The sequence below is a fragment of the Streptomyces sp. NPDC086080 genome, from assembly GCF_044540255.1.
In the GTDB taxonomy this organism is placed as follows: Bacteria; Actinomycetota; Actinomycetes; order Streptomycetales; family Streptomycetaceae; genus Streptomyces.
Window position 1 is genome coordinate 156,925 of record NZ_JBITRU010000017.1, and the last position, 24,993, is coordinate 181,917.

At 71.5% G+C, this 24,993-nt stretch carries 26 protein-coding genes; 14 read left to right on the forward strand and 12 right to left on the reverse strand.

Annotated features, from left to right (window positions below):
• Nucleotides 1–26: 26 nt before the first annotated feature.
• Both ACIF9R_RS21230 and ACIF9R_RS21235 read right to left on the reverse strand, forming a co-directional pair.
• Nucleotides 27–983 (reverse strand): GlxA family transcriptional regulator, encoded by a 957-nt coding sequence (locus tag ACIF9R_RS21230; protein ID WP_399982235.1) that lies wholly within the window; start codon nucleotides 981–983, stop codon nucleotides 27–29.
• A gap of 56 nt (nucleotides 984–1,039) precedes the next feature.
• The gene (locus ACIF9R_RS21235; protein ID WP_399982315.1) at nucleotides 1,040–2,758 is read right to left on the reverse strand and encodes a SpoIIE family protein phosphatase; all 1,719 of its coding nucleotides are present in this window, start codon (nucleotides 2,756–2,758) and stop codon (nucleotides 1,040–1,042) included.
• 477 nt (nucleotides 2,759–3,235) lie between these two features.
• Between ACIF9R_RS21235 and ACIF9R_RS21240 the strand changes: the two genes are divergently transcribed.
• From ACIF9R_RS21240 to ACIF9R_RS21250, 3 genes are all read left to right on the forward strand, one after another.
• Nucleotides 3,236–3,862, forward strand: coding sequence for a class I SAM-dependent methyltransferase (locus tag ACIF9R_RS21240; RefSeq protein WP_399982238.1), 627 nt, complete (start codon nucleotides 3,236–3,238; stop codon nucleotides 3,860–3,862).
• Between the two features lie 27 nt (nucleotides 3,863–3,889).
• Complete coding sequence (locus ACIF9R_RS21245) at nucleotides 3,890–4,390, forward strand: DinB family protein (RefSeq protein ID WP_399982241.1); 501 nt, start codon at nucleotides 3,890–3,892, stop codon at nucleotides 4,388–4,390.
• A gap of 432 nt (nucleotides 4,391–4,822) precedes the next feature.
• On the forward strand, nucleotides 4,823–5,722 hold the full coding sequence (locus ACIF9R_RS21250) for an NAD-dependent protein deacetylase (RefSeq protein ID WP_399982243.1): 900 nt from the start codon (nucleotides 4,823–4,825) through the stop codon (nucleotides 5,720–5,722).
• Between the two features lie 156 nt (nucleotides 5,723–5,878).
• Here ACIF9R_RS21250 and ACIF9R_RS21255 read toward each other — a convergent pair whose 3' ends face one another.
• Nucleotides 5,879–6,364 carry a VOC family protein gene (locus ACIF9R_RS21255; RefSeq protein ID WP_399982245.1) on the reverse strand — a complete coding sequence of 162 codons (486 nt, stop codon included), beginning with the start codon at nucleotides 6,362–6,364 and terminating at the stop codon, nucleotides 5,879–5,881.
• Between the two features lie 113 nt (nucleotides 6,365–6,477).
• A complete protein-coding gene (locus tag ACIF9R_RS21260) occupies nucleotides 6,478–6,633 on the reverse strand; it encodes a hypothetical protein (protein ID WP_399982247.1) in 156 nt (51 codons plus the stop codon).
• 208 nt (nucleotides 6,634–6,841) lie between these two features.
• Between ACIF9R_RS21260 and ACIF9R_RS21265 the strand changes: the two genes are divergently transcribed.
• Complete coding sequence (locus ACIF9R_RS21265; RefSeq protein ID WP_399982249.1) at nucleotides 6,842–7,201, forward strand: hypothetical protein; 360 nt, start codon at nucleotides 6,842–6,844, stop codon at nucleotides 7,199–7,201.
• A gap of 41 nt (nucleotides 7,202–7,242) precedes the next feature.
• On the opposite strand, the gene ACIF9R_RS21270 is transcribed toward ACIF9R_RS21265, so the two are convergent.
• On the reverse strand, nucleotides 7,243–7,614 hold the full coding sequence (locus ACIF9R_RS21270; RefSeq protein ID WP_399982251.1) for a winged helix-turn-helix transcriptional regulator: 372 nt from the start codon (nucleotides 7,612–7,614) through the stop codon (nucleotides 7,243–7,245).
• Nucleotides 7,615–7,693: 79 nt separating this feature from the next.
• Between ACIF9R_RS21270 and ACIF9R_RS21275 the strand changes: the two genes are divergently transcribed.
• The 5 genes from ACIF9R_RS21275 (at nucleotide 7,694) to ACIF9R_RS21295 (ending at nucleotide 10,272) form a co-directional block, all read left to right on the forward strand.
• Nucleotides 7,694–8,104 carry a Rid family hydrolase gene (locus ACIF9R_RS21275; protein ID WP_399982254.1) on the forward strand — a complete coding sequence of 137 codons (411 nt, stop codon included), beginning with the start codon at nucleotides 7,694–7,696 and terminating at the stop codon, nucleotides 8,102–8,104.
• A 133-nt stretch (nucleotides 8,105–8,237) separates the two neighbouring features.
• Nucleotides 8,238–8,585, forward strand: coding sequence for a sortase-dependent protein (locus tag ACIF9R_RS21280; protein WP_399982257.1), 348 nt, complete (start codon nucleotides 8,238–8,240; stop codon nucleotides 8,583–8,585).
• Nucleotides 8,582–9,196 (forward strand): class F sortase, encoded by a 615-nt coding sequence (locus tag ACIF9R_RS21285; RefSeq protein ID WP_399982260.1) that lies wholly within the window; start codon nucleotides 8,582–8,584, stop codon nucleotides 9,194–9,196. The genes ACIF9R_RS21280 and ACIF9R_RS21285 overlap by 4 nt, the downstream gene beginning before the upstream one ends.
• 100 nt (nucleotides 9,197–9,296) lie before the next feature.
• Nucleotides 9,297–9,788 carry an RNA polymerase sigma factor gene (locus ACIF9R_RS21290; protein WP_399982263.1) on the forward strand — a complete coding sequence of 164 codons (492 nt, stop codon included), beginning with the start codon at nucleotides 9,297–9,299 and terminating at the stop codon, nucleotides 9,786–9,788.
• Complete coding sequence (locus tag ACIF9R_RS21295) at nucleotides 9,772–10,272, forward strand: hypothetical protein (RefSeq protein ID WP_399982265.1); 501 nt, start codon at nucleotides 9,772–9,774, stop codon at nucleotides 10,270–10,272. Before ACIF9R_RS21290 ends, ACIF9R_RS21295 begins: the two co-directional genes overlap by 17 nt.
• A 143-nt stretch (nucleotides 10,273–10,415) precedes the next feature.
• Here ACIF9R_RS21295 and ACIF9R_RS21300 read toward each other — a convergent pair whose 3' ends face one another.
• The 4 genes from ACIF9R_RS21300 to ACIF9R_RS21315 form a co-directional block, all read right to left on the reverse strand.
• Nucleotides 10,416–11,855 (reverse strand): GH1 family beta-glucosidase, encoded by a 1,440-nt coding sequence (locus tag ACIF9R_RS21300; protein WP_399982267.1) that lies wholly within the window; start codon nucleotides 11,853–11,855, stop codon nucleotides 10,416–10,418.
• Nucleotides 11,856–11,933: 78 nt separating this feature from the next.
• Nucleotides 11,934–12,860: a carbohydrate ABC transporter permease gene (locus ACIF9R_RS21305; protein ID WP_399982270.1), complete on the reverse strand. Its 927-nt coding sequence runs from the start codon at nucleotides 12,858–12,860 to the stop codon at nucleotides 11,934–11,936.
• Nucleotides 12,861–12,872: 12 nt separating this feature from the next.
• Nucleotides 12,873–13,862 carry a carbohydrate ABC transporter permease gene (locus ACIF9R_RS21310; protein ID WP_399982273.1) on the reverse strand — a complete coding sequence of 330 codons (990 nt, stop codon included), beginning with the start codon at nucleotides 13,860–13,862 and terminating at the stop codon, nucleotides 12,873–12,875.
• A 92-nt stretch (nucleotides 13,863–13,954) separates the two neighbouring features.
• Nucleotides 13,955–15,262: an extracellular solute-binding protein gene (locus tag ACIF9R_RS21315; RefSeq protein ID WP_399982275.1), complete on the reverse strand. Its 1,308-nt coding sequence runs from the start codon at nucleotides 15,260–15,262 to the stop codon at nucleotides 13,955–13,957.
• 299 nt (nucleotides 15,263–15,561) lie between these two features.
• On the opposite strand from ACIF9R_RS21315, the gene ACIF9R_RS21320 reads away from it, so the two are divergent.
• The 4 genes from ACIF9R_RS21320 (at nucleotide 15,562) to ACIF9R_RS21335 (ending at nucleotide 18,958) form a co-directional block, all read left to right on the forward strand.
• Nucleotides 15,562–16,575: a LacI family DNA-binding transcriptional regulator gene (locus ACIF9R_RS21320; protein ID WP_399982278.1), complete on the forward strand. Its 1,014-nt coding sequence runs from the start codon at nucleotides 15,562–15,564 to the stop codon at nucleotides 16,573–16,575.
• Nucleotides 16,576–16,735: 160 nt separating this feature from the next.
• Nucleotides 16,736–16,984 carry a hypothetical protein gene (locus ACIF9R_RS21325; protein ID WP_399982281.1) on the forward strand — a complete coding sequence of 83 codons (249 nt, stop codon included), beginning with the start codon at nucleotides 16,736–16,738 and terminating at the stop codon, nucleotides 16,982–16,984.
• A 381-nt stretch (nucleotides 16,985–17,365) separates the two neighbouring features.
• The gene (locus ACIF9R_RS21330; protein ID WP_399982283.1) at nucleotides 17,366–17,581 is read left to right on the forward strand and encodes a hypothetical protein; all 216 of its coding nucleotides are present in this window, start codon (nucleotides 17,366–17,368) and stop codon (nucleotides 17,579–17,581) included.
• Between the two features lie 135 nt (nucleotides 17,582–17,716).
• Nucleotides 17,717–18,958 (forward strand): PP2C family protein-serine/threonine phosphatase, encoded by a 1,242-nt coding sequence (locus ACIF9R_RS21335; RefSeq protein WP_399982286.1) that lies wholly within the window; start codon nucleotides 17,717–17,719, stop codon nucleotides 18,956–18,958.
• Between the two features lie 182 nt (nucleotides 18,959–19,140).
• Here ACIF9R_RS21335 and ACIF9R_RS21340 read toward each other — a convergent pair whose 3' ends face one another.
• From ACIF9R_RS21340 to ACIF9R_RS21350, 3 genes are all read right to left on the reverse strand, one after another.
• A complete protein-coding gene (locus tag ACIF9R_RS21340) occupies nucleotides 19,141–20,214 on the reverse strand; it encodes a lytic polysaccharide monooxygenase (protein WP_399982289.1) in 1,074 nt (357 codons plus the stop codon).
• Between the two features lie 198 nt (nucleotides 20,215–20,412).
• A complete protein-coding gene (locus ACIF9R_RS21345) occupies nucleotides 20,413–21,552 on the reverse strand; it encodes a cellulose binding domain-containing protein (protein ID WP_399982292.1) in 1,140 nt (379 codons plus the stop codon).
• Between the two features lie 272 nt (nucleotides 21,553–21,824).
• The gene (locus tag ACIF9R_RS21350) at nucleotides 21,825–22,847 is read right to left on the reverse strand and encodes a LacI family DNA-binding transcriptional regulator (RefSeq protein ID WP_399982294.1); all 1,023 of its coding nucleotides are present in this window, start codon (nucleotides 22,845–22,847) and stop codon (nucleotides 21,825–21,827) included.
• Nucleotides 22,848–23,345: 498 nt separating this feature from the next.
• Here ACIF9R_RS21350 and ACIF9R_RS21355 point away from each other — a divergent pair, with 498 nt between their 5' ends.
• Nucleotides 23,346–24,908 (forward strand): von Willebrand factor type A domain-containing protein, encoded by a 1,563-nt coding sequence (locus ACIF9R_RS21355; RefSeq protein WP_399982297.1) that lies wholly within the window; start codon nucleotides 23,346–23,348, stop codon nucleotides 24,906–24,908.
• Nucleotides 24,909–24,993 lie beyond the last annotated feature (85 nt).

A 24,993-nucleotide genomic window follows, 5' to 3' on the forward strand; every position in this document is an offset into this window, starting at 1 on the left:
GCAAGGATCGCGCCAGCGACAGGGGCCTACTCTCCCAGGGCGAAGGTGCGCCTGTACTCGGTCGGCGTCGTGCCGAGGATCCGCTGAAAGTGCAGGCGCAGATTGGCACCGGTCCCGAGGCCGACGGCGCCGGCGATCTGCTCGACACCCAGTTGCGAGCGCTCCAGCAACTCGCGGGCCGCGTCGATGCGGGCACGCATGACCCACTGCATCGGCGTGTACCCCGTGTCCTCGGCGAAGCGGCGGGAGAACGTGCGCGGTGAGACCGCCGCGTGCCGGGCGAGCGCGTCGAGGGTGAGGGGTTCACCGAGCCGGCGCAGCGCCCATTCCCGGGTGGCGGCGAACCGCTCGCCGAGCTGCTCGGGCACACTGCGCGGCACGTACTGGGCCTGGCCACCGCTGCGATAGGGCGCGGCGACCAGGCGCCGGGCCGCGTGGTTCGAAGCGGCGACCCCCAGATCACCCCGCAGGATGTGCAGACACAAGTCGATGCCCGAGGCCGCGCCGGCCGAGGTCAGCACACTGCCCTCGTCGACGAACAGCACGTTCTCGTCCACGCGGACCGACGGATGCCGGGCCGCGAGCGCCCGGGTGTAGTGCCAGTGGGTCGTGGCCCGCTTGCCGTCGAGCGCTCCCGTGGCGGCCAGGGTGAAGGCGCCCGTGGAGATGGCCGCAAGCCGCGCGCCCCGGTGATGGGCGGCGATCAGCGCGTCCACGACGGCCGTCGGCGGATCCTCGCGGTCCGGGAACCGGTAGCCGGGGATGAAGACGATGTCGGCCCATTCCAGCGCTTCGAGCCCCTGGGCCACGTGGTACGACAGGCCGTCGCCACCGGTGACCGGTCCCGGGGCCGCGCCGCACACCCGTACCTCGTACGGCATGCTCGCCCGCGTCGTGAACACCTGGGCGGGAATGCCGACGTCGAGGGGCTTGGCGCCCTCGGAGACAAGGACGGCGACGCGACGCAGGCGGGGAGCGGGCACGGAGGGAAGCCTAGGCGTATCGCGGCGCGGACGGGGCCCGGCCGGGGCCTGCCACGTCAGTCCCACGGCACGCGGAGGGCCAGGAGGGCGACGTCGTCGTCGTTGTCCGCGGGGCGCACCCGGCGGAGCAGCTGATCCGTGAAGGAGGTGAGGGGGCGGTGGGCGAGGGCCGCGGCGTGCTGGCGCAGGCGGTCAAGACCGCTGTCGAGGGGTTGACCGGGCGCCTCGATGAGGCCGTCCGTGTACAGCACCAGGGTGGACCCCGGTGGGAGCAGCGCCGTGGCGTCGGGACGCCGGATGTTCGTCTGGGTGCCCAGGAGAATGCCGTGGCCGTCGGTGAGATAGCTTGCCAGGCCGTCCCGGCTGACCAGCAGGGGCGGGGGGTGCCCCGCGTTGGTCCAGGACAGCCGCCAGTGACGGTTCTCGGCCGCTTCGACACGGGCGAAGATCAGGGTGGCCATGGCGACGTCGGTGATGTGGGGCATGGCCCCGTCGAGGCGTTCGACGATGCGGCTGGGGGGGTCTTGCTGGGACCAGGCGTAGGCGCGCAGCATGTTGCGGACCTGTGCCATGCCGGCTGCCGCCTCCAGGTCGTGGCCGACGACGTCTCCGACGGCCAGGGCGGTGGAGGCGGGAGACAGCGGGAAGGCGTCGTACCAGTCGCCTCCGACATGTGAGGCGTCGGGTGCGGGAAGGTAGCGGACGGTCATCTTCAGGCCGGGAACACCGGGCATCTGGGGCAGCAGATGGTTCTGCATGGTCTCGGCGACCTTGCGCTGGCGCTGGTAGAGGCGGGCGTTGTCCAGGGAGAGACCGGCCCGTCGTGCCAGGTCCTCGATCAGCGGGAGGTCGGCGGGGGCGAAGGCCGCCGGGTTCTCGGCGCGGCCCAGCGTCAGTGCGCCCAGGACGGCGCGTGTGCTCCGGATGGGTGCGATGGCCGCGGAGTGCATTCCCGTGGCATCGAACAGGCGACCCGGCTCGACCGCGATACCGGAATCCGGTGTTCCGTGGTAGGTCTGCGGACCCGCCAGGGTGGAGGCGACGCCCCGGAGAGCTCTGGACAGGGGCATGGGGGACTGCTCGGGGATCGGCGGCATCGGACCCTCGAGGTCCTCATGTCGCACGAGGGTGTCGCCGTCGGCGTGCACGACGACGGTCCGCCACACCTCGTCGCGCTCGGCGATCAGGTCGACGACCACCCAGTCGGCCAGCCGGGGCACGACCAGGGCCACCAGCCGCTTCAGCGCCTCGTCGACGTCGAGGGTGGAGGTCAGCCGGGTGGTGGTCTCGGCCAGCAGGGCCAGCCGTTGCAGTTCCGACAGCGACCGGGTCGTCGGCGGCGGTTGCGTGACGGTCCGCTGCGACGGGTCGGCGGTGTGGAAGACGACGAGGGTGCCTGCTCGGTGATCACCGCACATATAAGGAGTGATCAGCCAGGAGATCAGCAGAACGGAGCCGTCGGCGGCCGCGTAGTGGTCCTCGTCGCCCTGAGCGGTGCGACCGGCGTGGAATGCCTGCCGCATGGCGCACTGGGTTCTCGGGATGGGCTGCCCCTGCGGACCGCGGTGCAGCAGGTCGTGCGCGTCGTGGCCGAGGAGTTCGCCGGCGGACCGGCCCAGCAGCTGCTCGGCCCGGGTGTTGACGGCGACGATGCAGCCCTCCTCGTCGACCACGTAGGCTCCGGTGCCGATGGCTTCCAGCGCCTCGGCCGGCACGGCGGAAACCGCCGGCCGAGGCCCCTCGTGTACGGGCTGCGTGTGTTTCGGCCCTGCCACCATGACGTCCTCCTCGCCGAGCGGGCCGGCGCTCCGCCCGCCGCCGGTCTGCCCGGCCGGGTGCGCGTTTCCCGATGGTCCGCCTTCCCCGTATGCCCATGCGCGAGAGAATTCCACGTCAACGGCGGCATCACCTCGCTCACCGGTTCGGTCCGGTCGGCGGTCCGGGCCGGGGACCGATGCCCCCAGGACCGGCCCACCCCGCCCCCACGGCCACGACCGCGCGGAGCGCCGTCCTCGGCGACGCGGCGACGCGGCAGCGCGGCGTCCCTCGCCGTCGCCGCGGGCGCGGCGGTGGCCCTGGGCAGGGGCCTCGTGCGAGCACGACCTGGGCGGAAGCACCGGCCGGGTCGCCGTGACGGGCCGTGGCGTCGGGCTGGCCGGCCCCGGCCGTGCGCCTTGCCGTATCGGCAAGATTTCGTGCCAGGTCACGAAGGGCCGGGCAAGACTCGGGGCTCCCGGCGGAAGGAGCCCTTGATGAGTACCACCGATGCGACCCGGTTCTGGGACGGCGTCCACGCGGAGCGTCCCGCAGCCACCGACCCTCGGCCGAACGCCCGCCTGGTCGAAGCCGTCGCCGGCCTGCCGCCCGGCGATGCGCTGGACCTGGGCTGCGGCGCCGGCGGTGACGCGCTGTGGCTCGCTCGCCAGGGGTGGCGGGTCACCGCCGTCGACGTGTCGTCCGTGGCGGTCGAGCGCCTCACCCGGCTCGCTGCCGTACACCGCTCGGCAGGCCGGATCACCGCCCGGCGGCACGATCTGCGCGAGTCCTTCCCGGACGGTGTCTTCGACCTCGTGTGCGCCCACTACCTGCACACTCCGCTCGAGCTCGACCGGGCAGGCGTGTTGCGCTCGGCAGCCCGGAACCTGCGGCCTGGCGGACGTCTGCTGGTCGTCGACCACGGCTCGACCGCTCCGTGGTCGTGGGATCAGGATCCCGGCGTCCGGTATCCCACCGCGCGGGAGGTGGCCGCGGAGATCGCCCTGGATCCGCGGACGTGGACGGTCGAACGGGCCGACTCGCCCCGGCGGACCGCGACCGGGCCGGACGGGCAGACCGCCGAGGTCACCGATCACGTACTGATCGTCCACCGCACCGCCTGAACCCGCACCGGTCCACGAGGAGGTCCCATGTCCCCCGCCCCGCCCCGCAGAAGCCGCGGGGACACGCCGCCGCCCCGCACGGGCAGCAGTGAGACCGAGGTCCTGCGCGGTTTCCTCGACTACCTCCGCGAGTCGGTCTCCGCGAAGGTCGAGGGCGCCCCCGAGCCCCGTGTCCGCACCGCCGGCGTCCCGTCGGGCACCAACCTGCTCGGGCTGCTCCATCACCTCACGTTCGTCGAACGGGCCACGTTCCTCGGGGACCGGGTCACCGACTGGCAGGGGACCTTCCGGGCCCCGCCCGAGGACCGGGTGGCCGATGTCGTCGCCCGCTACCGTGAGGCGGTCGCCCGGGCGAACGACGTACTCGACACGTGCGCCGATCCGGCCTCACCGCTGCCGCGTGCCCGGCCGCACGGCCCCGCTCCCAGCGTCCGCTGGGCACTCACCCACATGATCGAGGAGACCGGACGCCACGCCGGCCATGCGGACATCCTCCGTGAGCTCATCGACGGCGCGACCGGACGCTGACCTCCACCCGGCCCTCCCCGCCGCACCGTCCCGCCCTCCCTCGCACGGTGGTCGCGTCCCGCGAGGTGGTGTAGGCGAACACGCGCTTCGCCCTCCGGTACCCGGCTCGCGGTGATCTCCACGTCGGCGCGGCGCGCGAAGCGGCCCGGTCAGGCGCCGGGAGTGCCCCAGCCGGTCGACGTACCCGGCGTGACCTGCGAGTCCGGTCCGTTGATCGGCTACACCACCCGGCGGGACGCCATCCGCACGGTCCGGTCGGACGGGACTCACCCGCCGTTCCTGGGGGCCGCGCCCTCGCCGGCGCCGGCCGCTTCCCCGCGAGGACTCCGCGTCCGGCGGGACCTCCCGTACGGTGAACGGCAGCCGCGGTCCCGGCCGGCCGGGAGGACACGGCGGCGACGGGGAGGGACGGGGGTTTCGTATTCTTGCGGCATGCGTATGCGCCCCACCCTGAGCTGGACCCCTGCCGAGGACCTGCCGCCGGGGACCACGGACCCGGAGCCGGTCGCCGACGCGCTGCGCCTCGGTGGTGTGCTGGTGCTCAGTGGGGCGGGCATCTCCACCGAGTCGGGCATCCCCGACTACCGGGGCGAGGGCGGAAGCCTGACCCGGCACACACCGATGACCTACCAGGACTTCACCGGCAGCGCCCGGGCCCGGCGCCGGTACTGGGCGCGCAGCCACCTCGGCCGGGTCGCCTTCGCTCGCGCCCGCCCGAACTCCGGGCACCGGGCCGTGGCCGCGTTCGAGCGCCACGGCCTGCTCTCGGGTGTGATCACCCAGAACGTCGACGGTCTGCACCAGGCCGCGGGCAGCGAGGGTGTGGTGGAGCTGCACGGAAGCCTGGACCGGGTCGTCTGCCTTTCCTGCGGCGTTCTCAGCCCGCGCGCGGAACTGGCGGCGCGACTGGAGGAGGCCAACCCGGACTTCGCGCCCGTGGCCGCCGCGATCAACCCCGACGGGGACGCCGACCTCACCGACGAGCAGGTCGGGGACTTCCGTGTGGTGCCCTGCACGCTGTGCGGCGGCATCCTCAAACCGGATGTGGTGTTCTTCGGCGAGAACGTACCGCCGCGGCGGGTCGAGCACTGCCGCGCCCTGGTCCGCGAGGCGTCCTCACTGCTCGTCCTCGGTTCCTCGCTGACCGTGATGTCCGGACTGCGATTCGTCCGCCAGGCGGCACAGACCGGCACGCCGGTACTGATCGTCAACCGGGACCCCACGCGCGGCGACCGGCACGCCCTCACCCGTGTCTCGCTCCCCCTGGGTCCCGCGCTCACCACGCTGGCCGAACGCCTGGGCATTCCGGCCGACGTCCGGGCGGTCACCTGACGGAAACACACGCCCGGACGCTGCCCGGGGCTGCCCGGCCGGCCCGGAGCGGCGGGCCGTCCGGGCCGATGGACCCGCGCGTCGGCTCCTGCCCCCGAGCGAGGGCTCGCGAGAGCCTGACGGCACCGGCCGGGTGGGCGGTGCCGTCAGGTGCCGTCACCCGGCGGCGGCCAGACGACGCCGCAGTTCTTCCTCCGTCACCTCTTCCCTGTGGGTCAGGAACACCCATATGTGGCCCGAAGGGTCCTTGAGGACGGCGGTGCGGTCTCCGTGGAACATGTCCGTCGGCGGTTGGAGGATCTCCGCGCCGACTGCCGCCGCCCGCTCCGCCAGACCGTCGACATCGGGCACGAAGACATGCAGCGCGACGGAGGTACCACCGCCGAGCGAGACGGGAGCCCTGAAGGAGCCGGCCTCCGCCTCGTCGGTGCCGGCGTCTCCCAGCATCAGCACCGACCGGCCGATGGTGATTTCGGCGTGCAGGATCCCGCCGCCCGGAGCATCGACCCTGAAGTTCTCCTGGGCACCGAACGCCCTCCGCCAGAAATCGATCGCCGCAGCGGCGTCGTCGACCATGATGTGCGGGATCACGGCATACCGGTAGCGGTCGGGGATCTCCGTGTGAGGTGTGTGCTCGCCCATGGTCGGCCTCCTCGGAACGGCGCCGCCGGTCGGTTCCCGCGGCCCTGGGGCGAACGTAGAAGCTCAAGTCCGCTTCAGGTCAAGCGCCGGGCCGTGCCACGGGCCCCAAGCGATCAGCCGACCAGCACCCAGAGCATCAGGGTGAACAGCAGCGCGAACACGAGCAGGGCCGGCACCCCGAGGATCAGCGCGACCAGTCCCCACCGGGTGTGCCCCGCGGGAACGGCGGCCGCCGTGGACCGAGTTGTCCCGTCCTGTGCTGACCTCATGTGTCCCACTCCCGTCCACGCGCCTCTCGTACGCGCCGACTCTGCCGGCCGAGGGGCAGCCGGTTCTCCCGAACGTCCTTTGTACGAAACCCGGTTCAGCGCGGCGCGGCTATGAACCGCGTCACTCCGCTTGCCCCTGACATTCATGTGAGGTTTTAGCGTGAGTGGTGTCCGGTCAAGGACCGGAGCGCACTGAGGGAGTACTGACATGACGCAACTTTTCGAGGGCCATCGGCTCGGTGATCTGACGTTGCCCAACCGCGTGGTGATGGCTCCGATGACCCGGGTCCGGGCCGCGGCGGGCGGTCTGGCGACGCCGTCGATGGCGGCCTACTACGCCCAGCGGGCGACGGCCGGGCTGACCGACCGCGCCGCCGCCGACCGCTGGCTCGGACTGGGCGCCGACCTCATCAGCTTCGGCCGCGCCTTCATCGCCAACCCCGATCTGGTCGAGCGGCTGCGCACCGGTCTCCCGATCGCCCCCGTCGACGAGGCCACCTACTACCAGGGCGGCGACAGGGGCTATCTGACGTACCCCGCCTATCAGCACACGGTCGCGGCGGCCTGAAGGCCTCACCGTTTCGAGGCGGGGCGACGCACGCGGGCCGTTCATCCGAGGTCGAAGGCACGACGCGCGCGTTCGATCTCGGGCATATGGGCGGCGGCCCACTCCAGAAGCACCTCGACCGGCGGCCGCAGGGTCTTGCCCAGGGGGGTGATCCGGTACTCGACGGCAACGGGCCGGGAACTGACGAGCACACGCTCGACGATGCCGTTGCGTTCGAGTCGTCGCAGGGTCGCGGTGAGCGACTTCTGGGTCACCGCGGGGACGGCACGGCGCAACTCGTTGAACCGGCGGGGCCGTTCGCAGAGTTCGTTCAGAACACTCAGCGACCACTTGTCCAGTACCTGGTCGAGGAGTTCCCGGTGGGGGCGCGCGATCTCGAACCCGTCGTCGTGGCTCTGTGCGGTATCCGGCACGATACTTGGTCTCCTTGAAGTGTCCTTCGTCCACCAGGTATCAAAGGTATACCTAGTTGGCCGAAGTCAGGAGTCCCCTGTGTCCGTCCGTCGTTTCACCCCCGAAGGCATGATGCGTTCCACGCCCTACGAGCATGTCGCCGTCGGCACCGGGACGCGTCACGTGCATGTCGCCGGCCAGGTCGCCCGCACGGCGGACGGAAACCCCGTCGCCCCGGGCGACCTCGCCGGACAGGTCGCCCACGCCCTGCGGAGCACCGCGAGGGGGCTCGCGGGAGCGGGTGCGTCGTTCGACGACGTACTGCGGCTGACGTTCTACGTCACCGACTGGGCCCCCGAGAAGATCGGCGCGTTCATGACGGGGGTCGAGCAGGTCGCCAAGGAGATCGGGCTGACGGTGCCGCTTCCTCCCTCGTCGCTCATCGGGGTGGATCACCTCTTCGAGCCCGATGTACTGGTCGAGGTGGAGGCCACCGCCCTCCTCGACTGAGCCCGTCACCGGCGCCGGACGCGGCTTTACCTTCTCTTTGCAACCCGGGCTGCCACTGCCTCGTCTCTCCGCACGATCCATGACCCAGCCCGCCGGGTCACCGTGCGGGCGGACCGAGGAAAGAGAGCGATCCATGCGCCGAACTGTCCTGAGTGCCGCGGCACTCGCGTGCACCGCCGTACTGGCGTGCGCGATGCCCGCGTTCGCCGACGACCCCTCCCCCGTCCCCTCCACCGGGGCGAGCGTCAGCCCGTCACCGGCCGAGGCCCCCGAGGCGGGCCCGGCAGACGAGCGTGAACGGGTCGCGGAGGAGGCCGGTGCGGTCACCGTCGTCCCCCGCGGCGCGGCCGACACCGGTGCCGCTCCGGGATCGGCGGAGTCCGGAAACGACGGCGTCCTGATCGGGGGCGCCGCCGCGGTCCTGGCCGGCGGGGGCGCGGCGGCGTTCCTCGTACGCCGCCGCCGGGCGACGGCGGGATGACCCCGCTCTCCAGGCGCGCCTTCGTCGCCGCGGCCACCGCGTCACTCCTCGCCGGCTGCGGCGGCGGACACGAGACCGACGGGACCGACGCCGAACGCCCCCGGAGCACGGAGCCGGCCGCGCGGTCCTCCGCGAAGCCTGCGCGTGTCCTCGGGCGTTCGGTTCCGGTCCGGCTGGAGATCCCGGCCATCGGGGTCGACACGCCGGTCATGCGGCTCGGGCTGGCCCCGGACCACACGGTCGAGGTGCCTCCGATCACGGCCGACGACCGGGCGGGCTGGTACCGGCACTCGCCGACACCCGGCCAGCGGGGTCCGTCGGTGATCCTCGGTCACGTCACCGTCGGCGATTACGGGGACGGCGTCTTCCGCCATCTCGCGCGGCTGCGCCGGGGCGAGCGGATCGTGGCACGTCTGGAGAACGGCACGGCGGCGGAGTTCACCGTCGACTCGGTCAGGACGGTCGCCAAGGCCGACTTCCCGACGGAGGCGGTCTACGGGGACGTCGACGGTGCGGAGCTGCGGCTCATCACCTGCGGTGGCCCGCGTACGGGGGACGAGTACCGCGACAACGTGATCGTGTTCGCCACGTTGCGTGCCGCGATTCCCTGACCCGTCACCGGATCCCGGGCCGCCCGGCCGAGTGCCGGCGGCCCGGGGTCCTTCCGCGCGCGGTACCACGCGATCGGTACCGCCACGACCATGGAGAGCGTTGAAACGGTCCCGCGAGCAGGCAGCGTCCGAGCTCTTCGCTGCCCTCTATCCGCGCCTCGCCGGCTGGTGCCGCCGACTGGTGGACGACGACGAGACGGCCCACGAGATCGCCTCGGAGGCGTTCACCAGGCTGTGGTCCCGCTGGACCTCCGTGGCGGAGCCCCGGGGTTTCCTCTACGTCACCGCGGCCAATCTGGTCCGGGACCACTGGCGCAAACTCGAGCGCGAACGCAGGGCCGTACGCCGTGCCGGCACCGAAGCCGCCGTCCGGCCGCACACCGAACAGTCCGATCCGTCCGTACGCCTGCTCGTACAGTCGCTGCCGGAACGGCTGCGTGTGCCGATCCTGCTGCACTACTACGCTGACATGCCGATCCGGGAGGTGTCCGCGGTGACCGGACGCAAGGAAGGAACCGTCAAGGCCGATCTCCACGCGGCCCGGGAACTGCTCCGTGCCCACCTGAGGAGAAACCTTGATCACACGCCCTGACGAGGATCCGGAGTTCGAGCCCGACGACCCGCTCGCCGTCATTCTGCGGCCGGCCTCCGACTTTCTCGGGCCGCCCCCCGGCCGGTTCGAGGCGATCCGGCGCGGCGCGGCGCGACGCCGTCTTGTCCGTACCGTGGCCGGCGTCGGACTGGCCTGCGCCGCTGCCGTGCTGGTCTCCGGTCCCCTCCAGAACGCGGCGACGACCGACAGACCCGCGCCCCCCACGGTGCCGCTCGCCCCGCCTCCCGTGAGCACCGCCCCCTCCCCCGCCCTCACCCCGAGCCCGACGGTGCCCGTCGAGGTCAGCGAGTCCCCGGGGGACCCCCGGACGGGTACCACCGCGGACCCGCGGGGCCCCCGGGCCGACCCCACGGCGGACCCGCGGGGCCCTCACGCCGGTACCACCGTGTCCCCGCGGAGCCCCGAGGGCTCGACGCGCGAGCGGACCGTCCCCACTCCCACCGCACCAGCGGATGCCCGGTAGGGGCGGTTCCGGGCCGCCGCGCGCCGGGCCGGACATCGCCCAGGGGGAAGAGTCCGCCCCCGTCTCCCGCATGTGCGGGAGACGGGGGCGGACTCATGGGGCGGCGCCCGTCAGGGAGGCAGGTGAGCGCCGCCCCGGGCGGATCAGGCGCCGGGCAGGACCCCGCTGCGGACGACCTCGGAGTACCAGCGTGCGCTGGCCTTGGGAATGCGGGTGCCGGTCGGGTAGTCCACGTAGACCGCGCCGAAGCGCTTGCTGTAGCCGTGGGCCCACTCGAAGTTGTCCAGCAGCGACCACAGGAAGTAGCCGCGCACGTCGGAACCGTCCACGATGGCCTGGTGCACGGCGGCCAGGTGACCCCGTACATAGGCGATCCGGCCCGGGTCGTTGACGTTCCCGGACGGGTCGGCGTAGTCGTCGAACGCCGCGCCGTTCTCGGTGATGATCAGCGGCAGCCTGGGGAAGTCGGAGGAGAGCCGGCGCAGCAGGTCGTACAGACCGGAGGGATCGACCGCCCAGCCCATGGCGGTGGTCTCGCCGGGGGGCTGGTGGAAGGCGACCTTGTCGGCGCCCGGCCAGGGGCTGTGGGCGCTGTTGCCGTGTCCGTCCGAGGCGTGGGTGGCGCTGTCGGTGGCCTCGGAGACGACGGTGGGCGTGTAGTAGTTGACGCCCAGGAAGTCCAGCGGCTGGTGGATCTGCTGGAGGTCGCCGTCGCGCACGAAGGACCAGTCGGTCAGTCCCGCGGTGTCCTTGAGCAGGTCCTCCGGGTAGGCGCCCTGCAGCATCGGGCCGGTGAAGACCCGGTTGGCGAGCGCGTCGATCCGGCGCACCGCGTCCTTGTCGGCATCGTTGTCGGTGAGCGGCCGCACGTGGTGGATGTTGAGGGTGACCGAGCACTGGGCGGCGGCGGGAAGGCGGTCGCGCAGTGCCTGCACGGCGAGGCCGTGCCCCAGGTTGAGGTGGTGGGCGGCGCGCAGGGCGGCGACCGGGTCGGTGCGGCCGGGGGCGTGGACACCGGAGCCGTAGCCCAGGAAGGCGCTGCACCAGGGCTCGTTGAGAGTGGTCCAGGTCTTCACCCGGTCGCCGAGGGCGTCCGCGGCGAGGGCCGCGTACTCGGCGAACCGTTCGGCCGTGACCCGCTCGGGCCAGCCGCCGGCGTCCTCCAGCTCCTGGGGCAGGTCCCAGTGGTAGAGGGTGGCGACGGGCTGGATGCCCTTGTCCAGCAGGTCGTCGGCGAGGCGCCGGTAGAAGTCCAGGCCCTTCTGGACGGCGGGGCCGCGGCCGGTGGGCTGGATCCGGGGCCAGGCGAGGGAGAAACGGTAGGCGCCCAGGCCGAGTTCGGCCATGAGGGCGACGTCCTCCCGCCAACGGTGGTAGTGGTCGGTGGCGATGTCACCGGTGTCACCGTTGCGGACCCGGCCGGGGGTGCGTGCGTAGGTGTCCCAGATGGACGGCGTACGGCCGTCCTCCGCGGCGGCCCCCTCGATCTGGTAGGAGGCGGTGGCCGAGCCCCAGAGGAAGCCCTTGGGGAAGGTACGGGCGGCGTCCGGGGCGGACGCGGTCTGCTGAGCTGCGGTGACCACGTAAGTCCTTTCGGGAGAGGGGGTTCGCAGGCGGATGCCTGATGGGGGTGGGGGCGGACCGGGGGGGCGCCCCCCGGGTCAGCCCTTGACGGCGCCGGCCATGATTCCGCTGACGATCTGGCGGCCGAAGACGATGAACATCGCCAGCAGGGGCAGCGTGCCGAGCAGCGCGCCCGCCATGATCAGTGACTGGTCGCGGACGTAGCCGGCGCTGAGCTGGGTGAGGGCGACGGGGACCGTCGGGTTGGTCATGTCGAGCACCACGAACGGCCAGAAGAAGTCGTTCCAGGCGTGCACGAACGTGATCATGAACAGCACCGCCATGGCGGGGCGGGCGACGGGCAGCACGATGCTCCAGAAGATGCGCAGCGAGTGCGCCCCGTCCACGCGTCCGGCTTCGACGAGTTCGTCGGGCAGTGCCTCGGACAGGTACTGCCGCATGAAGAACACGCCGACCGCGCTGACCAGTGTGGGGAAGATGACGGCGGGGAGCTGCTGCGACCAGCCGAGCTCGGACATCATCATGAACAGCGGTACGACGCCGAGCTGCGGCGGCACCAGCATGGTGCCGATCACCAGCATGAGCAGGGCGTTGCGGCCCTTGAAGCGCAGTTTGGCGAAGGCGAAGCCGGCCAGCGTCGCGAACATCACCGTGGACAGGGCGATCACCCCGGCCACGATCAGACTGTTGATCATGGCCTTGCCCATGGCCGCCTCGTCCCAGGCCCGGGCGAGGTTGCTGAACAGGTTCGGTCCGGGCAGGAAGGGCGGCGGTGTCTGGCTGACCCGGGTGTTGTCGGTGGAGGCCGCCACCATCGTCCAGTACAGCGGGAAGATCGACAGGATCGCCATGATGACGAGCAGGACGTAGGCGAGCGGGCCCGCGTGGTGCTGGCGCCCGGCGCGCTCGCGCAGCAGCCGGCGGCCGCCGCGGCGGACCGGCTTCTTCTCGGCGGGGGCCTGGTCCGGAGTGTCCGTCCGGGCCGGGAGGCTGTGGATGGTCATGACGACTCCAGGTCAGGACGTACGGGAACGCAGGCGCTGGATCAGGCGCTGCGCCGCGAAGGCGAGGATGAGCAGCAGGAACATCGCCCAGGCGACGGTCGCCGAGCGGCCCATCTGGTAGTTCTTCCAGCCCTCCTCGTACAGCAGCAGGCCCAGCGTCTGGTACTGGTTGTCCGCGCCGCCGGTGATGCCGTTGGGACCCTGCCCGAAGATGAGCGGTTCACCGAAGAGCTGAGTGGCGCCGATCGTGGAGAGCACGATGGTGAAGACGATGGTGGAGCGGATGCCCGGGACGGTGACGTGGGTGAACTGCTTCCACCGGGAGGCGCCGTCGAGGGAGGCCGCCTCGTACCGGTCGGCGGGGATGGCCTGCATGGCGGCCAGGTAGAGCAGCGCGTTGTAGCCGGTCCAGCGCCAGATGACGATGGTGGAGATCGCCACCTGGGCGGGCCACTTGTCGGCCTCCCAGTTCACCGGGTCGATACCGACCGAGCCGAGCGCCCAGTTGATCATGCCGAAGTCGCGCTCGAAGATCATGGTGAACACGAGGGCGGCGGCGGCGACCGAGGTGGCGTACGGGACCAGCGAGGCCACGCGGAAGAACAGCGAGGCGCGCATACGGTAGTTGAGCAGATGCGCGAGGCCGAGGGCCATCAGCAGCTGCGGCACCGTGGAGATGACGCCGATGGTGATGGTGTTCTGCAGCGCGTTCCAGAAACGCGAGTCGCCCCAGAGCTCGACGTAGTTGTCGAACGCCACCCACTCCATGACATCGAGGGTGGCCAGTTCCACGTCGTGCAGGGAGATCCACGAGGTGTAGACGAGGGGGTAGAAGCTGAACGCGGCGAAGACGACGAAGAACGGCGCGATGAACGCGAACGGGGCGCCCTTGACGTCCAGACGGTGCAGCAGCGCGCTGCGCCGCCGGGCGGTTCCCGGTCCGCCGGTCGGCCCGGTCGGCGGCTCCTCGCCTGCCAGGGCCTTGGTGGTGGAGGTGGCCACCGGACTTCCTTCCTGAGAGCGGATGTGTGGGCCGGGGCCCGGGCCCGCCGGCGTCATGCCGGCGGGCCCGGGACGGTCGCGGGGAGGACCGGTCAGCCGACGGCCTTCTCGACACGCGTCATGGTGGTGTCCCACGCCTTGTCACGTGCCGTGCCCTGCTCGACCAGGGCCAGGCCCTGCGAGAAGGTGTCCTTGATGGTGCCGTCCTTGCGGCCGAGGACCTGCTTGTCCGGGATCTCCTGCGCGGCCGCGCCGAAGATCTGGCCGATCGGGGCGTTGTCGAAGTACTCCGACTTGGCGTTCTTCACGTCATCGCTGTCCAGCGCCGTCTTGGAGGACGGGATGTTGCCGATCTCCTTGAAGATGTGGGCCTGCTGCTCCGGCGCGGTCAGCCAGGCGACGAGCTTCTGCGCCTCCTTCTTCACCGGGCTCTGCTCGACCACGCTGAGGAAGGAACCGCCCCAGTTGGCTCCCTGGGGCGCCCTGGCGACGTCCCACTTGCCCTTGTTCGCCGGACCGGCCTTCTCGCTGATGTGGCTGAGCATCCAGGCCGGGCAGACGGCGGTCGCGAACGTGCCGTTGGCCAGACCCGGGTCCCAACCGGGCTGGAACTGGCGCAGCTTGGCGGTCAGTCCCTCCTCGGCGGCGTCGGACGCCAGGTCCCAGGCCTTCTTGACGACCGGGTTCTTGTCGTGGATCAGGTCGCCCTTCTCGTTGTAGAACTGCTCGGAGTTGCCGTAGATCATGGCGTTGAACAGGCCGCTGGCCGAGTCCGTGAACGCCACGTCACCGCCCTTGAAGTCCTTCTTGAAGGTGCGGCCGACCTCGACGTACTTGCTCCAGTCGCCCGCCCACAGCTTGCCGACCTCTTCCCGGTCGGTGGGCAGGCCGGCCTTCTCGAAGAGGTCCTTGCGGTAGCAGACGGCCATCGGGCCGATGTCGGTGCCCAGGCCCAGCACCTTGCCGTCCGCGGTGCTGATCTGGGACTGCTTCCAGGGCAGGAAGTGGTCGGTGCCCGCTGTTCCGGCAAAGTCGGCGAACTTGTCGGACTGGGTCTCGGTGATCTCCTTGGCCCGGCCGATCTCGATGCCCTGGATGTCCTTCAGACCGTTGCCGGCGGCGAGCCTGGTCTGCAGCGCGGTGTAGTACGTCTGCTCGTCACCGGCGATCTCGGCCTTGATCGTGACATTGGGGTTCTCCTTCTCGTACTGCTCCAGGAGTCCCGTTTCCTTGATGCCCATCACGCCGAACAGGCCCATCGTGATGGTGACCTTGCCGTCCTTCTTGCCACCACCGGTGGCGGAATCACCGCCGCTGCTGCAGCCGACGACGAGCGCCAGCGCGCCGACGGCCGCGACTGTCGCCACCGCCTTCGTGCGCAATGAACCGAGAGTGCCCATGGATCTCCTCCTAGCGACGACGCTGACACATCGGAGTGACGAGTTTCGCGATGACTACAGCGGCTCTGGTAGAAGTGGGAACGTGCCCATCTTGGGGTGGGCACGTTCCCACCGCGCATCGAAGACTCCTGGCTCATGGATGGATCTGTCAATAACTTGAAAACAACTTGTCATCACGAACCGGACACGGCGCCCGGGGTCCCGCCCCGGGACGGCGCCGTGCCCACGGCGGCGTCTGCAAGAATTGCCGCTGGTCACCTCCGCGGCAGACACCCCGCCGCGGTCGCCGAGGGGAGCACATGAGCAACAACCGCCGTCCCACGATCAAGACGGTCGCCGCCCGCGCCGGCGTGGGCCGCACCACGGTCTCGCGTGTCGTGAACGGCTCGGACCTGGTCAGTGCCGACGCGCGGGCCAGGGTCCTGGCGGCGATCAAGGAACTCAACTACGTCCCCAACTCGGTCGCCCGCGGTCTGGTGACCAACCGCACCAATGCCGTGGCCCTGGTGATCCCGGAACCGGAGAGCCGGCTGGGCTCGGAACCTTTCTTCGCCGCGCTGATCCGCGGTGTCAGCGGCGCCCTCGCCGAGAGCCGTACCCAGCTGCAGCTCATGCTGGTGCGCGACCAGGCCGAACGGGACCAGCTCACCGAGTCGGTGGCGACGCGCCGGGTGGACGGCGTTCTCCTGGTCTCCGTCCACTCCGAGGACCGGCTGCCCGGCATCCTGGAGGAGATGGGCCTGCCCACCGTGCTCGCCGGCCGGCGCGACGCGGACGAGCAGCTGAGCTACGTCAACTCCGACAACGCCGGCGGGGCCGCCGAGGCGGTCCGGCATCTTCTGCACAGCGGCAGGACGCGGATCGCCACGATCACCGGCCCCCAGGACATGGACGTCGGCCGCAGCCGGCTCGCCGGATGGCGCACCGCGCACGAGGAGTTCGGTCGACCCGCCGACCAACTACTGGTCGAGACGGGTGACTTCAGCGAGGAGAGCGGGAGCCGTGCCATGCGTTTGCTTCTTGAACGCGCACCGGACCTGGACGCCGTCTTCGTCGCGTCCGACCTCATGGCGCTCGGCGCGCTGGCCGAACTGCGCCGCCAGAAGCGGCAGGTGCCCGGCGATGTGGCCGTGGTGGGCTTCGAGGACTCCGTGCTCGCCCGGCACACCAATCCACCCCTGACGACGGTGCGTCAGCCGGTGGAGGAACTGGGCCGCACCATGGCCCGGATCCTCACCGACATCACCCGGCACGGCGCGCCGCGGCAGCACGTGACGCTGCCCACGGAGCTGGTGGTACGGGAGTCGTCGTGAGGCGGCTCACCGACGGCCTTACGGGCGCATGAGGCGAGCCCTGGTACCGCCGACTCCGCTGGTGCCGTGCGACGCGGTCGCCGCCACACGTCTGCTGCTCGATGGATCGTAGGGGGCGGCGGGGACGGCCCTCCAGGGAGGGTCGCCGCTCTTCGCATGCGTGAACTCACCCCTGGTCTTCCCGACTTCTGTCGGCGCGCGGGAGGCACAGCGGCGCAGCGCACCCGACGGCCGGCCGGTCGTCCACTGGTGGCCGGGCTGCGCGTACTGTCCGCGGCTGCGCCTCCGTCCGGGCCGCCGGGCCCGCCGACCGCACCTCGGCCTCGTCCTGGTGCGCACGGGGCCGGTCTTCTTCACCCAGGGCAGGTTCCTTCACCGGCGGGCCGAACGGCGGCACCTGCCGCCCTGACGGCCGCGGGGAAGGCGTCCCGTCCTGCGGAGCGGACTCCGGGGCCGGCGGGAACGACGGACGGCGGCGGCTGCCCGCCGGACCACCGCGGCAGCGGGCGGCCCGGGCCGCCTCCATCGCGTCGCATCCTGGTCCGACCGGCCGGTTACGCACCCGATCCTGCCTGCTCCCGGCAATCGGGCGGCACGCAAGGTTGCCGACCTGCCGACCGGTCGTGGCCCGGGGGACTGCCTATGCTTCGCCCCTGCGTGCCGGGAATCCTGGTCGGCTGCCGGTCCCGTCCGGAAGCCTCCGGTGCACCTGCGCAGACCGACCGCCCGACGAGGACGCCGTGTCCCGCGCCCGCGCGGCGCACGCGGCCGTATCTCCCCCTCCCCCGGAATGACCGCCATGCCGCGCCAGCACGAGGCCCCTGAACCTCCTCCCCGACCGCAGGATCTGATCGAGGACGTCGTCGCCCGCTTCGACGCCTATGCCCGGGCGCGAGCGGCGAGCGAAAGCCTCTTCCCCACAGCGCGCGCGACTCCACGCCAGGAGCAGCGCGCGTTCGACGATCTTCAGGCCGCGGTCACCCGCCTGCGCAACAGCCTCCGCTGAGGGGCGGCGTGCGGCGCGGCTCTCACGCACGCGCGTCCGACAGCGTCCTTGACGGGCCGCAGTCCGCCGCCCGGGGCCCGGCTCATGGTCGAATACGGAGGGTACTAGGGCCGACGGACGGACTGGGAGCGCAACGTGAGCACACCGCGGATCGACTACCGGATGGTGTTCGCCGCGACGCCGAACCCTTATCTGGTGCTGGCCCCCGACCTGCGCATCGTCGAGGTCAACGAGGCGTACCTCCAGGCCACCGACCGGACGAGGGACGAGCTCATCGGGCGACGCCTCTTCGACGTCCACCCCGACAATCCGGCGGATCCGGCCGCCACCGGGGTGCGCAACCTGACCGCCTCACTGGAGCGGGTCCTGCGCTCGCGGCAGCCGGACACGATGGCGGTGCAGAAGTACGACCTGGCCGTCCCCGGGCGCCCCGGGGTGTTCCGGGAGAGGTGGTGGTCCCCCGTCAACACACCCGTTCTCGGGCCCGAGGGTGAGGTTCGGTGGATCATCCACCGGGTGGAGGACATGACGGATTTCATGCTGTCCCGTCCGCTCCGGGCCGAGCCGGGCGTCCAGGAGCGGGAATCCGGTAACCGGGAGGCCGAACTGTTCACCCGTGCGCAGGACCTCCAGCTGCTCAACGAGGAACTGCGCGACGCCCACGACTGGGAACGCCGGACCGCCCTCGCCCTGCAGGCGGCCATGCTGCACTCGCCCGACCTGGCCGGGCACGGCGAGATCGCCGTGCGCTACCTGCCCGCCACCCGGTCGCTCAATGTCGGCGGCGACTGGTACGACGTGGTCGATCTGCCCGATGAGAAATTCACCATCGCGGTGGGTGACGTGGTCGGCCACGGACTGGAGGCCGCCGCGGTGATGGGCATGTTCCGCAGCGCCCTGTCCGCGGCCGTCCGCGCCATCCCCGAGCCGGGCAAGGCCATGGACGTGCTCAGCGGATACGCCCGAACGTTCGAGAGCGCGCTGGCGACGACCGCGGTCAAGGCGGTCGTCGACCGCCGCCACCACAGCATCACCTACACCAGCGCCGGCCACCTCCCGCCGATCCTGTGCCGTCCGGGTGGTACCGCCGTCCTGCTCGACCAGGCGACCGATCCGCCCCTGGGCGCCCTGACCGACCCGGGGCCCCGTCCCCAGGCAACGGTGGCCTACGCGCCGGGCGACACCCTGCTGCTGTACACCGACGGTCTCGTCGAGCGCCGTGGCGAGGACATCGACACCGGGCTGCTCCGTCTCGCCGACGCCGTGACCCGCCACGCCCGGCTGAGTCCCGACGACCTGGCCGACACCCTGCTCACCCACCTCGGCGTGGCCGACGGCGCACCGGACGACATCGCTCTGGTCATCGTCCGCCTCTAGAAGATCTTCATCGATCTTCTGGGGGCTCTCGTCCGGTGAGTGAGCCGTCGCCGGGCACCGTGACTGTCGATCCTGCGGAGGTCGCGGGCGTCCGACCGGACCGGGCGCCCGCCGGGCCCCGCACCGGGACGCGGTGCGGGGCCCTTGGCCGGTCGCGTGGGCGACGGTCGCCGTGACGGGTGCTACGGCGCCACGCAGCCGATCGTTCCCGCCGGCACATTGTTGCCCGACGAGGTGGCCGTGAAGCCGAAGGTCACGCTCCCGTCGGGCGCGACCACCCGGTTGTGGTCGACGTTTCTCACCGTCACCGTGCCGTCGGAGCCGGTGGACAGGGAGCCGTTCCACGCGCTGCCGATCCGGGTCCCGTCACCGGGCTTCCACTGCACGGCCCAGCCGTTGAGCGGCGACGTTCCGTGGTTCATCACCTCGACCGAGCCCTGGAAGCCTCCGGACCATGAGTTCACCACGCTGTAGACGGCCATGCAGGATCCGTCGTGCGGGGGCGGGTCGGTGGGGTCCGGGTCCGGCGGCGGCGGCGCCGAGTCGCCGATACCGGTGACCTCGCCGTTGCCACCGTCGAAGACGATGTCCGAGCAGGAGAAGAAGTTCTCCTGGCTGTCCGAACGCACCCACTGCATGAAGATCAGCGCGTCACCGGAGCGGCCGGAGGGCAGGTTCAGATTCCAGTAGTAGTGGCCACCGTTGGCACCCGGTGAACCCTGCTGGGGCGGGTTGGTGACGGTCTGGATGAGCTCCAGGTCGTTCCAGCCCAGCGGGGAGTTCGGCGACCAGCCGGGTTCGGTGATGTAGACCCGGAAGTCACCCGGGTGGGCGGCCCAGTTGCTGTACTGCACCTTGATCGTCGATCCGGACGTCAGATGCGTCCGGGGCCAGTCGGAGCGGGCGGCGTTGTAGGCGGAGAAGTCGTACGGGGAGCGGTTGCCGGCGCTGCAGAGCGTGCCGTCCGGCACATAACCGGCGCCTCGCCCACCCGCGTTGGAGTCCAGCACGGCGAACCAGTTGTACAGCGCCGTGGCGCCGCTCTGGTCCAGCGCGTCCCGGCACGCGGGGTTGGACGGGTCGAGTGCCCCGGTGCCGGTGACGGCGTCGAGTTGACAGAGGTAGGTACGTGAGCCGGGCATCATCGCCACGCCGTGCGCCTGCGCGTCGTTCTGCCACAGGAAGCTCAGGCCGAGCCCTCCGAGGAGGGTGGCCAGTACCGCTGCCAGGGAAAGCAGTCTGCTGCGTAGTGCCATGGGATCTCCTGTGCCTGTAGTGGGGTGGAAGCAGCGACCAGGGAGAAGGAGTGGAACCTCTGCCCGTCCGGTGAGGGGTGCCGACCGGACGGGCAGAGGGCTGAGGGGGCGGGTGCCGGAGCCCGCCCTGGCGGTGCCAGGAGGAAGAGCGGGCTCCGGAGCGGACGGGCACGGCCGTCGCGCGGTCCGCCGGACGGGTCACGCGGTCGTGCAGGCGGTGCCGTTCAGACGGAAGCCGTTCGGCTGTGCGAAGGAGCCGCTGTAGGTTCCCTGGAAGCCGAAGCTCTGGCTTCCGCCGGGCGCGATCCGCGCGTTGCTGTCCGTCGCACGGGCGGTGACGGAGCCCTCGGAGGGAGTGATCGACGCGTTCCAGGCGTTGGTGACGCGCTGCCCGGAGGGCAGGGTGAAGGCGAGCGTCCAGCCGTCCACGGGGGTCGAACCGGCGTTGCGCACCGTGACGTTCGCGGTGAAGCCGCCCGGCCAGACGTTCGTGGCGTACGACACCGTGCACGCGCCGGCCGGGTCACCGGGGTCCCCGGGATCGCCGGGATCGCCGCCACCGGTCTGGATGGTCGAGGAGAAGGAGTTCACCGCGAGCCCCGCTCCGTTCTGCCAGGGCTCGAACCCCGCCTGAATGCTCGTCAGGTACCAGTCGCTGCCCGCCATTCCGCGCGCGACGGTCGCGCGGACGAAGTCCATGACGTCGAAGCTCCAGCTGCCGATCGCCGACGGCGCGACGAACGACAGCACGTCGTTGGTCCCGTTGCCGCCCGCCCACACCTGCCAGTTGCGTCCGCCCACGGTGGCCGTGCCGACCTGGGAGCCGATCGGCTGGATCGGGCCGACCTTGTTGAACCAGATCATGATCTCGGTCCGGTTCACCCCGTCGGTCCGGGGGGTCGGGTCCAGCCAGATGTCGTACGAGGCGTTGTACACGGCGTCGCCGACGTAGCCGTAGGAGATGCTGCTGGGCGCACTGGAGATGCCGCTGATCCGCGCCGGGAGCGCGGTTCCCGGGGAGCAGTTGGTGTAGTGGCAGCCGTTGAAGACCGAGGGATAGGACTTCGGGGCGCCGTTGGTGGGCACCGAGCCGTCGGCCTGGGTGAGACGGAAGCCGTTGTCCGTGGCGGTGACGCACTGGGGGGCGCTGGTGCCCCATCGGTTGTTCTGGACGACGTAGCGCCCCTGGATGGTGGTCGAGCCGTACTGTTCGCAGATCGTGGTGTCGGCCTGGGCGGGAGCCGTCGCGGTCACCAGTGCCGCGACCACGGCGAAAGCGGTGAGAAGTGTCGCGATCAGGCCGCGAGGGGCGCGGGTTCGGTGCCGTAACCGTCGCATGTGGGGGCCTCTCCGGGAGGGTGCGGGGACGATCGGCGGGAGCGCTCCCGTCTCCCCTGTGATGGGAGCGCTCCCATTGGTGGTTCGGGACCGGACTGTAGAAGGCTCACATGTCCCTGACAAGACTCTGCGCACGGACCTGTCGAATCATTTTCGAAGCCGCAGGTCAGCGGGATGATCCAGGAGAGCGCACGGCGTCGGGAGCGCTCCCGAAAACATTCGGCGGCGATCCGGCCCGCCGCACCGCCCGGCGAGGCAGGCGGACCGGCCGGTCAGGCGGAGCCGCGGAGCACCAGTTCCGTACGGAGGATCACGTGCCGCCACGCCACCGCGGAGTCCTCCATCTCCTCCAGGAGCAGCCGCACCATCGTCCGGCCGATGTCCTCCAGGGGCTGGCGTACCGTGGTCAGTTTCGGATCGGTGTGCTGGGCGAGCGGGAAGTCGTCGAAGCCGATCACCGCGACGTCCTCCGGTACCCGGCGGCCGGCCGCACGCAGGGCGGTCAGGGCTCCCGCGGCCATGGTGTCCGAGGCGGCGAACACGGCATCGATCTCCGGGGCCCGCTCGATGAGTTCGGCCGTCGCCCGGCGCCCGCTGTCCTCCGAGAAGTCGCCCTCGGCGATCCAGGAGGGCCTGCTGTCGGCCCCGGCCCGCCGCAACGCCTCGCGGTACCCGCGCAGCCGGCACTGGGCCACGTACATGTCGAGCGGCCCGGTGATGGTCGCGACCGACCGGCGGCCGGAGTCCAGCAGGTGCGTCACCGCGCTGCGGGCACCGCCCGCGTTGTCCGCGTCGACGTAGGTCACGCCCTCGTCGCCCGAGCGCCGCCCCAGCAGGACGGTGGGCAGTCCCACCTCGGCGAGCATGTCGGGGAGCGCGTCCTCGGCGTGCACGGACATCAGCATGACTCCGTCGACCCGGCCGCCACGCGCGTACTCCACGAAGCGCCGGCGTTCGGCGTCCGTGCGGACCAGGGTCAGCAGCAGCTGCACCTTGGTGTCGGTCAGCGCGTCACCGACGGACCGGACGATCTCCGAGAAGAACGGCTCACCGAACATCCGCCAGTCCGGCTCCGTCATGACCAGCGCGACGGCGTCGGCCCGCCGGCCCGCCAGCGAACGGGCCGCGAGATTGGGGACGTAGCCCAGTTCGGTGATGGCCCGTTGCACGGCACGGCGCGTCGATTCCTTCACGCCCGCCGCGTTGTTGATGACACGGGAGACAGTGCCCCGCCCCACACCGGCGAGCGCGGCCACCTCCTCGAGCGTCGGTGTGACGGGACGCTGCCTGACCATGACCACCCCCACGAGATCACTCGATCCTACGTGCCCGGGGCCGGGTACGAACGGTCTCTTCACACGTCATCGCCCCAACCGGTGACCGGAGTTGACGCTCGAGGGGTGCGACAGCGCGGGCGGTCACGGACCACCCGTGTCCGATCCCGCCGGCCCGGGGCCGCCGAACCACGGACGGGACCGGGGCGGACCGGCACGGCTCATGCCCCGCGCCGGTCCGCCCAGCCGCGCGCAGCCCGCTGTCCGCTGTCCGCTGTCCGCTGTCCGCTGTCCGCTGTCCGCGTAACGATCGCACACGCGGCGTTCGCCCTGGCCCGGCGCGGTTTCGGCCGCGGGAGTGTGCGGCCACAGGTCAACGGAGGATCACCTACCGGTCTCGGTGGGCCCTCGTCGTGCCCACTTCGAGACTCACCCGCAACGCTTCGTACCGCACGTTCCGGTCCGTTCCGCCGTCACAGTCGGGGAAGTCGGCAGTAATCAACCGAGGGGGTACGGACGATGAGGTGGCACGGAGCACGTCGGCCGGTCGGAGTACTGGTCGCGCTCACCGCGGCGAGCGCGCTGCTGGTCGGAGGATGCAGCGGGGGGAGCGGCAGCGGGTCCCGGGCGGGCGACTCGTCCTACGACCGCGGGGGCGGTGGTTCGGCGCCGTGGCCCGCTCCGGACGCTCCCCGGGACTCGGGCGGGCAGTACGACGGTGACGGGCGGGAGGGGGAGCAGGACTCGCGTGACGTCGCCCCCGCTCCCGACTACCTGTCGACCTTCGCCCTGGACGTCGACACCGCTTCGTACGGCTATGCCCGTCGCACCCTCGCCGACGGCCGGCTGCCCGATCCGTCGACCGTCCGTCCCGAGGAGTTCGTCAACAGCTTCCGGCAGGACTACGAGCGTCCCGGCGGCGACGGGTTCACGGTCACCGTGGACGGCGCCCGCACCGAGGAGAGGGACTGGTCCCTGGTCCGCGTGGGCCTGGCCACCAGGCCGGCCGAGCCGAGCGGGGAACGGCCGCCCGCGGCCCTGACCTTCGTCATCGACGTCTCGGGCTCGATGGCCGAACCGGGCCGCCTCGATCTCGCCCAGGAGTCCCTCGGCACCATGACGGACCAGCTGCGCGACGACGACTCGGTCGCCCTCGTCACCTTCAGCGACGAGGCGGCGACCGTCCTGCCGATGACCCGTCTCGGCGGCAACCGGGGCGAGATCCACGACGCCATCGACAGCCTGGAACCCACCGACTCCACCAACCTCGGCGCCGGGGTGAAGACCGGGTACGAGACGGCCGTCGAGGGGCTGCACAAGGGTGCCACCAACCGCGTCGTCCTCGTCTCGGACGCCCTCGCCAACACCGGGGAGACCGAGGCCGACGCGATCCTGGAACGCATCGCCGAGTCCCGCCGCGAGCACGGCATCACCCTGTTCGGCGTGGGCGTCGGCAGCGACTACGGCGACGCGCTGATGGAGCAGCTCGCGGACAAGGGCGACGGTCACACGGTGTACGTGTCCGACAGGCAGGACGCGCGGGAGGTGTTCTGCGAGCAACTGCCCAGGAACATCGAGCTGACGGCCCGTGACGCCAAGGCGCAGGTCGCCTTCGATCCGGAGACGGTCGCCGAGTTCCGTCTGGTCGGCTACGACAACCGCCGGGTCGCCGACGAGGACTTCCGTGACGACCGCGTCGACGGCGGCGAGGTCGGCCCGGGCCACACCGTGACCGCCCTGTACGCGGTGCGCGTCCGCCCGGGTGCCGAGGGGCACCTGGCGACGGCCACGGTGCGCTGGCTCGACCCCGGCAGCCGCACCCCGCACGAGGAGGCGGGCGACCTGGAGACCGACGGACTCGCCGGCTCCGTCTGGCGGGCGCGGCGCGGTCTGGTGGTCACCGCGACCGCGGCCTACTTCGCCGACGCGCTGCGTTCCTTCGACCGCCGCCACAGTGCCCTGCCCGGTGCCCCCGGGCTCGGCGAACTCTCCGAGCGGGCCGGCGCCCTGGCGGAGCGGACCGAGGACGAGGACATCCGCGACCTGGCCGAGGCGATCCGCGCGGCGGACCGGCTCGGCTGACAGTGAGGATGTGACGTGGTGACGCTGCTGGCGGGTCTGACCCCTCGGCTGACTGACGTCTCGACTGTCCTGTTTGGGATTTGTC

Bases quoted from the DNA above. Each gene is read 5' to 3' on its own strand.
- ACIF9R_RS21355 (WP_399982297.1), top strand. From the start codon at position 23,346: ATGAGGTGGCACGGAGCACGTCGGCCGGTCGGAGTACTGGTCGCGCTC.
- ACIF9R_RS21305 (WP_399982270.1), bottom strand. From the start codon at position 12,860: ATGACCATCCACAGCCTCCCGGCCCGGACGGACACTCCGGACCAGGCC.
- ACIF9R_RS21280 (WP_399982257.1), top strand. From the start codon at position 8,238: ATGCGCCGAACTGTCCTGAGTGCCGCGGCACTCGCGTGCACCGCCGTA.
- ACIF9R_RS21245 (WP_399982241.1), top strand. From the start codon at position 3,890: ATGTCCCCCGCCCCGCCCCGCAGAAGCCGCGGGGACACGCCGCCGCCC.
- ACIF9R_RS21250 (WP_399982243.1), top strand. From the start codon at position 4,823: ATGCGTATGCGCCCCACCCTGAGCTGGACCCCTGCCGAGGACCTGCCG.
- ACIF9R_RS21330 (WP_399982283.1), top strand. From the start codon at position 17,366: ATGACCGCCATGCCGCGCCAGCACGAGGCCCCTGAACCTCCTCCCCGA.
- ACIF9R_RS21345 (WP_399982292.1), bottom strand. From the start codon at position 21,552: ATGCGACGGTTACGGCACCGAACCCGCGCCCCTCGCGGCCTGATCGCG.
- ACIF9R_RS21265 (WP_399982249.1), top strand. From the start codon at position 6,842: ATGACGCAACTTTTCGAGGGCCATCGGCTCGGTGATCTGACGTTGCCC.
- ACIF9R_RS21340 (WP_399982289.1), bottom strand. From the start codon at position 20,214: ATGGCACTACGCAGCAGACTGCTTTCCCTGGCAGCGGTACTGGCCACC.
- ACIF9R_RS21255 (WP_399982245.1), bottom strand. From the start codon at position 6,364: ATGGGCGAGCACACACCTCACACGGAGATCCCCGACCGCTACCGGTAT.
- ACIF9R_RS21315 (WP_399982275.1), bottom strand. From the start codon at position 15,262: ATGGGCACTCTCGGTTCATTGCGCACGAAGGCGGTGGCGACAGTCGCG.
- ACIF9R_RS21240 (WP_399982238.1), top strand. From the start codon at position 3,236: ATGAGTACCACCGATGCGACCCGGTTCTGGGACGGCGTCCACGCGGAG.
- ACIF9R_RS21320 (WP_399982278.1), top strand. From the start codon at position 15,562: ATGAGCAACAACCGCCGTCCCACGATCAAGACGGTCGCCGCCCGCGCC.
- ACIF9R_RS21285 (WP_399982260.1), top strand. From the start codon at position 8,582: ATGACCCCGCTCTCCAGGCGCGCCTTCGTCGCCGCGGCCACCGCGTCA.
- ACIF9R_RS21260 (WP_399982247.1), bottom strand. From the start codon at position 6,633: ATGAGGTCAGCACAGGACGGGACAACTCGGTCCACGGCGGCCGCCGTT.
- ACIF9R_RS21350 (WP_399982294.1), bottom strand. From the start codon at position 22,847: ATGGTCAGGCAGCGTCCCGTCACACCGACGCTCGAGGAGGTGGCCGCG.